The sequence below is a fragment of the Candidatus Thiosymbion oneisti genome (genome assembly GCF_900092655.1).
GTDB lineage: Bacteria > Pseudomonadota > Gammaproteobacteria > Chromatiales > Chromatiaceae > Thiosymbion > Thiosymbion oneisti.
This window is the reverse complement of the sequence record NZ_FLUY01001850.1, coordinates 1-6,535: the sequence shown is the minus strand read 5'-3', so window position 1 is coordinate 6,535 and position 6,535 is coordinate 1. Positions and strand designations below refer to the sequence as shown.

The window sequence follows — 6,535 nt, the reverse complement described above, 5'->3', positions numbered from 1 at the left end:
TATGCATGTCCAGATCGACAGTAACTACACGTTACAACTTGTTGTCTTAGATAGAAATAATGTGGGGATATCTCAGGACCTGACCCCATTTCCTCGTTCGCTGGAGCGTGAGAACGAGCCCGATCAATGGGCGCAGTCCATCCTACCCTTTGCGTCCTTTGCGGTTCAAAAATCGAATCGCGCCTACAGGCGCGATTTTCCTTTTTTCACAGTATATCAGGCAGCAAGCCGCAGGTCAAGCTCTTCGAGCACCTTCTGCGCGGCGACCGGCACCACGGTGCCCGGTCCAAAGATGGCGGAGGCGCCGCTGTCGTAGAGGTATTGGTAGTCCTGGGCGGGGATGACGCCGCCGATGACGACCATGATGTCTTCCCGGTCCATCTCCTTGAGCGCCTTCACCAACTGGGGCAGCAGGGTCTTATGGCCCGCCGCCAGGGAGCTCATGCCGACGACGTGGACGTCGTTTTCCACCGCTTGGCGGGCGACTTCTTCCGGGGTCTGGAACAGGGCGCCGATATCCACGTCGAAGCCGAGGTCGGCGAAGGCGGTGGCGATCACCTTGGCGCCGCGGTCGTGGCCGTCCTGGCCCATCTTGGCGACCAGGATGCGGGGCCGGCGGCCTTCTTTCTGCTCGAAGGTATCGGCCATGTTGCGCACGGTGGCGACTTCTTCTTTCTCGCCGAACTCGCTGCCGTAGACGCCGCTGATGGAGCGGATGACTGCCTTGTGGCGGCCGAAGACCTTTTCCATGGCATCCGAGATCTCGCCCAGGCTGGCGCGGCATCTGGCCGCTTCCACGGAGAGTTCCAGCAGGTTCCCTTTGCCCGTCTCGGCGCTGTGGGTCAGGGCGTTCAGGGCAGCCCGGATCTTGGCCTCGTCACGCTCTCCGCGCAGCTTCTTGAGCCGTTGGATCTGGGAATCGCGTACCGCCGAGTTGTCGATATCCAGGATCTCCAGCGGGTCTTCTTGTTCCAGGCGGTATTTGTTGAGGCCCACAATGGTTTCCTTGCCCGAGTCGATCTGGGCCTGGCGGCGGGCGGCGGCTTCTTCGATGCGCATCTTGGGCAGACCGGTGTCGATGGCCTTGGTCATGCCGCCCAGGTCCTCGATCTCTTGGATATGGGCCCAGGCCTTTTTGATCAGCTGGTCCGTCAGGGCCTCCACATAGTAGGAGCCGGCCCAGGGATCGACCACCTTGCAGATGCCGATCTCGTCTTGCAGATAGAGCTGGGTGTTGCGCGCGATCCGGGCCGAGAAATCGGTGGGCAGGGCGATGGCCTCGTCCAGGGCGTTGGTGTGCAGGGATTGGGTGTGACCCAGGGCGGCAGCCATGGCCTCGATGCAGGTACGGGCGACGTTGTTGTAGGGGTCCTGCTCGGTGAGGCTCCAGCCGGAGGTCTGGGAGTGGGTGCGCAGGGCCATGGATTTCTCGTTCTTGGGTCCGAATTGCTTGACGATCTTGGACCACAGGAGACGCCCGGCGCGCATCTTGGCGACTTCCATGAAGTAGTTCATGCCGATGGCCCAAAAGAAGGAGAGGCGCGGGGCGAAGGTGTCGATGGGCATGCCGGCGTTGACGCCGGTGCGCAGGTATTCCAGGCCGTCCGCGAGGGTGTAGCCGAGCTCGATGTCGGCGGTAGCGCCCGCCTCCTGCATGTGATAGCCGGAGATGCTGATGCTGTTGAAGCGGGGCATCTCCTGGGCGGTGTAGGCGAAGATGTCGCCGATGATGCGGATGGAGGGCGTAGGCGGGTAGATGTAGGTGTTGCGGACCATGAACTCCTTGAGGATGTCGTTCTGGATGGTCCCGGTGAGCTGTTTGTGTTCGACCCCTTGCTCTTCGCCGGCCACGATGTAGAAGGCCATGCAGGGCAAGACGGCGCCGTTCATGGTCATGGAGACAGACATCTGGTCCAGGGGGATGCCATCGAACAGGACCTTCATGTCCAAGATGGAGTCGATGGCGACCCCGGCCTTGCCTACGTCGCCAGTCACGCGGGCATGGTCGGAGTCATAGCCGCGGTGGGTGGCAAGATCGAAGGCGATGGAGAGCCCCTTTTGCCCGGCGGCCAGGTTGCGGCGATAAAAGGCGTTGCTCTCTTCTGCCGTAGAAAAACCGGCGTACTGGCGCACGGTCCAGGGCCGGGTCACATACATGGTGGGATAGGGCCCCCGCAGGTAGGGCGGGATGCCGGCGGCATAGCCCAGGTGGCCCAGGCCCTTGAGATCGGCGTCGGTATACAGGGGTTTGACGTCGATCTGCTCCATGGTGTGAGCGATCAGGTGTTCCAGGGTTTCTCCGATGGCCTGTTCCACCGCGGCCTTCCACTCGTCGAAGCTGGGCTTGGGGAAATCCAGGCCATGGTCCATGCCATAGTCCATGGAGGTAAAGTCCGGTGTCTTGCTCATGGTTAGATCCCCATCTGGTTCTGTAATTTGGTCAGCAGTTCGTAGCAGTTGGCCCGGATGTGGATGAAGTCATCCACCCCGGCCGCCTTGAATGCCTCGACATGATCGGCGGGATAGCCCGCTACCAGCACCAGGGTGTCCAGCTTGGCCGCCTTGAGGCCCTTGGCCAAGTCTGGCACCAGCTCGGGATAGGTCTTGTCCGTGGAGCAGATGACGACCGCCCCCGCCCCGGAGGCGATGGCCGCCTGGATGGCCTGGTCGGTGGTCTCGAAGCCTTCGTTGCCGATGACCTCAAAGGCGCCTACCTGCAGGAAGCCGCGGCTGAAGTCCGCCCGAGCCTTGTGTTGAGGAATGGGTCCCATGTTGGCGAGGAATACCTTGGGCGGCGTGCCGGTGCGTTCGGCAAATTTCTCGGAGCGCCGGCGCAGGGTCTCGAAGGGCTCCGCCCCGCGCCTGATCGCAACCGGCTCCAGCAGCGGATCCGCCGGTTCGCCGGTGGTCAGTGCCTTCCATAGATCGTTCAGGGTGGCACCGACGGCGGCGGCCGCCACAGCGGTGGTGACGCGCCGGTCCGGGGTCGCCTGCGTCAGCTTTTCCAAGGCGTCCCGGCGCGCGTCGGCATCTGTTGATTGCCGAAACGCCTTCAGCACCCTGGTGCGCTCTTGCTGGAGTGCGACATGGTCGATGGTCTCCGGCGTCAGGGGGTCGTCGGTCGGGTTCGGGTACATGTTGGTGCCTACGAAGATGTCCCGACGTTGGGCATAGGCCCTGGCCCGCTGGTCGGAGACCGCCGCCACCTGTTGCTGGGGGAAGCCTGCGCTCAATGCCTTGGCCATGCCGCCCTGCTTCTCCACTTCGCGGAACAGCTCCCAGCTCTTACGGGCCAGGGTATCGGTGAGGTTTTCCACATACCAGGAGCCCCCCGCCGGATCCACGGCCCGGGTCAGCCCCGCTTCCTCGCGCAGCACGGTATGGGCATTGCGGGCGACCCGCCGGCTGAAGTCGCTGGGTACACGTGCGATCTCGTCCTTAGGGCCGATGTGCAGACTGTCGCAGCCCCCCAGGACTCCGGAAAAGGCCTCGGTGGTGGCGCGCAGCATGTTGACGTCGGAATCGTAGAGGGTCTTGTTCCAACCCGAAGTGCGGGCATGCACGTGTATCTTGCATGCCTCTTCACCGCCGCCGAAGGCCGCTACGATCTTGGCCCACAGCATGCGGGCGGATCTGAGCTTGGCGATCTCCATAAAGAGGTTCGAGCCCAGGGAGAAGGCAAAGAGCACGCGCGGCGCGGCCTGGTCGATGGTCACTCCGCGCGCCTGGAGCTCGCGCAGGTATTCGACTCCGGTGGCGAGGGCGAAGGCAAGTTCCTGTATCGCGTTGCCGCCGCCGTCATGGTAGGGATGGCCGCGGACCAGAACCGTCCGCAGCCCCGGCGCATTGGCGGCGGCCCAGCGGGTGAACTGGGCCAGGTCTTCATAGGCCCCGTTCAGAGAACGCGGCAGCCGACCCGAACCCGCCAGCGCTCCCAAGGGATCGTCGCCGATACAGCCCCGCAGCTTGGCCGCGGAGCGCGACTGCTTCCCGAGCATGGCCAGCACCATGGCGAGGAGCGGCAGCCCCGAGGCGCCGGTTTGGATGAAGATCGGTGTCTGCTCCAGATCGACCCCGGTGAGCGCCGCGGTCAAATCATCCAGACAGGAAATGGACAGGCCCCCTGTGCCGACCCGGCCCGACTCCGCGGCGTCCGCGTCTTCTCCTAGCAGGGTGGCGAGGTCCAGCCGCATATTGACCGCCGTCTGTCCCCGCTCGAGATCGGCCCGCAGCGCCTGATTGAAGGATTCCGGGGTAGCGTTCGCCAGCTCTTGGCTGACCTCCCAAGGCGCGTGCTTGTAGCCCAATACCTGGGTGCCGCGCACAAAGGGGGCGAAGCCCGGCAGCGAACCCATGTGGGGCAGCCCGTCCACATCCTCCGCCCGATACATGGGCTGCAGCGCGATGCCCTCGTGGGTTTTGGTGATGAGCCTTTTCTCGAAGGAACCACCTTTGAGGGCCGCCTCCGCGGCTGCGCGCCACTCGTCGTAGCCGGTGGTTGGAAATTCAGTGAAGCGGGGGACGGCTGAATCCTCCCCTGCTTGCCGATCGATGGGTTGGTTCGACATTTTCTTAACCTCTGGTGGTTACGGGTTGTTCTCGCTGGCGCATGGCGCTCGATTGTCATGAAAATCCTCGGGTAATCGGGCGTAGCAGCCTGTTTTTATCATCTTTCTCTGTCAGGTTAGGTTGGTTTCAGGGTAACCGCCGGTGCCACCGTCGGCTACCCGGAAGTTCCATCCTTAGCACGGGCGTCCCGCCTGTAGGCGAGACGCCTGCGCTACGGGCTGTTTGGTGACAGGGGTACACCGGAACTACGGCGGTAGACCAAACCTTAGATGTGCGGAAGGCGTTCAAGCATAAAAAATTCCATGGGATTTTGCTATACCTGCCGTCCAGGCGGGGGGTATATTTCCACAGTTTGGGTACTAGGGAGGGTTGACATTCAGCCCATAGGGTGCGGTGAGTGAAACGAACCGCATCAATGATGAATGGCATTGCCATTAAGGTTGGTATAGGGGAACCACAAGGAATTGTCCCAAATTTTAACCCATCCCATTCGAGCCGGAGGTTTCTCATGAACAAAAACCAATGGATAACGGAATTACAATTAGAACCGCATGTGGAAGGCGGTTATTTTCGACGCACGTATCAAGCTGATTATATGCATGAAGCCATTCCTTACGCAACAGCCCCGCGTTGTTTGATGACTTCGATTTTTTATATGTTGACCGATGATAGCCCATCTGATTATTTGCATGTGAATCGTGCTGATATTATTCACTATTTTCATGCCGGTTCACCGCTGACTTATATGATTGTGCACCCTGATGGGAAATTAGAACGGATACGACTCGGTAACAATCCCGCCGCCGGCGAACAGTTGCAATTGTTGGTCAAGGGCGGTTGTTGGAAAACGGCTCTTCTGGAAAGGGGTGAATTTGGATTAATCAGCGAAGCCGTTTCCCCTGGATTTGAGTATGCGGACATAGCGTTAATTACCAAGGCGGAGGTACAAACACGTTTTCCGGAATTATGGATAAAATTGAGAAGTTGTATTAAGCCTTGAACTCGCGTGATTCGTGGTTTCTCGCGTTCCCACGCGCCGCGTGGGAACGAGAAATTACATCCATCCCAGGAGGTACCAGATGAATCGAGTTACTCGTATGGAATTACTGCTGGCGGCTTTACTCATAGCGTTCGGGATTGCCGGCGGTGGGTATTTCATCGGCCAGACCCTATACAATGCCAAGGTTGCCATCAATGTCACCACTGTGAAGGGATTGGCCGAGCGCAGGGTCGAGGCCGACAGGGCGCGTTGGAAAATAGGATACCTGGTGGTAGGTGGCGACAAGGCCGAAATTCCATCGCTCTATGATAAATCCGAGGCCGATCAGGCCCAGATAATGGCCCTTTTGCTCGAAAATGGATTCGAGGAAAAGGATATTTCACCTGGGATAATCGATTACGGGCAAAGAGAGTACCGCAGCAAAAATCAGGAATTGGTGGAAGTGAAATACTCGCTGACCGGCTCTATCGAGGTCGCAACCGATAAAGTAGAACTGGTTTCCAAGGTGCGATCGAAAGTGAATGAGCTCATCGCGCACGGGCTGAACATCAAGAATAACGCCCCGGCGTACTACTTCACCAGACTGAACGAAATCAAGCCGGCTATGCTGCGGGAGGCGACGAAGAACGCCCGGATTGCCGCGAATGAGTTTGCCGAAAATGCCGGGGTAAAGGTTGGTAGTATTCGCGATGCCCACCAGGGTGGTTTCAGTATTCGAGATGTGGGAGAAAGCCATGGCGATACGGCAAAGATCGAGAAAGATGTACGAGTAGTAACCACTATTACCTTCTACCTTACGAAATAGGGTAGTGGTAAATTTTTAAGTGGTCGAGTAAAGAGGTTCATGAACCACTCCCGGTTTGTGTTTTGATCGCCTCTGGTCGTGGTCGGTCGGGTTAGGCGCGTGCTTCGGTGTTCGGTTGGGTCACAGGATTGGGGCGCGCCGTAACCCGACAGACGATGATG

Annotated in this window: 4 protein-coding genes; 2 read left to right on the top strand and 2 right to left on the bottom strand. The window is 59.7% G+C overall.

Translation table 11 applies throughout. From position 1 onward, the window contains the following. Positions 1-216: 216 nt before the first annotated feature. Both scpA and BQ17_RS19670 read right to left on the bottom strand, forming a co-directional pair. The gene (gene scpA, locus BQ17_RS19675; RefSeq protein WP_176722530.1) at positions 217-2,409 is read right to left on the bottom strand and encodes a methylmalonyl-CoA mutase; all 2,193 of its coding nucleotides are present in this window, start codon (positions 2,407-2,409) and stop codon (positions 217-219) included. A gap of 2 nt (positions 2,410-2,411) precedes the next feature. Further along, on the bottom strand, positions 2,412-4,568 hold the full coding sequence (locus BQ17_RS19670; RefSeq protein ID WP_089730048.1) for a methylmalonyl-CoA mutase family protein: 2,157 nt from the start codon (positions 4,566-4,568) through the stop codon (positions 2,412-2,414). 509 nt (positions 4,569-5,077) lie between these two features. On the opposite strand from BQ17_RS19670, the gene BQ17_RS19665 reads away from it, so the two are divergent. Both BQ17_RS19665 and BQ17_RS19660 read left to right on the top strand, forming a co-directional pair. Next, positions 5,078-5,569, top strand: coding sequence for a cupin domain-containing protein (locus BQ17_RS19665; RefSeq protein WP_089730046.1), 492 nt, complete (start codon positions 5,078-5,080; stop codon positions 5,567-5,569). 79 nt (positions 5,570-5,648) lie between these two features. After that, a complete protein-coding gene (locus BQ17_RS19660; protein ID WP_218068365.1) occupies positions 5,649-6,374 on the top strand; it encodes an SIMPL domain-containing protein in 726 nt (241 codons plus the stop codon). Positions 6,375-6,535 lie beyond the last annotated feature (161 nt).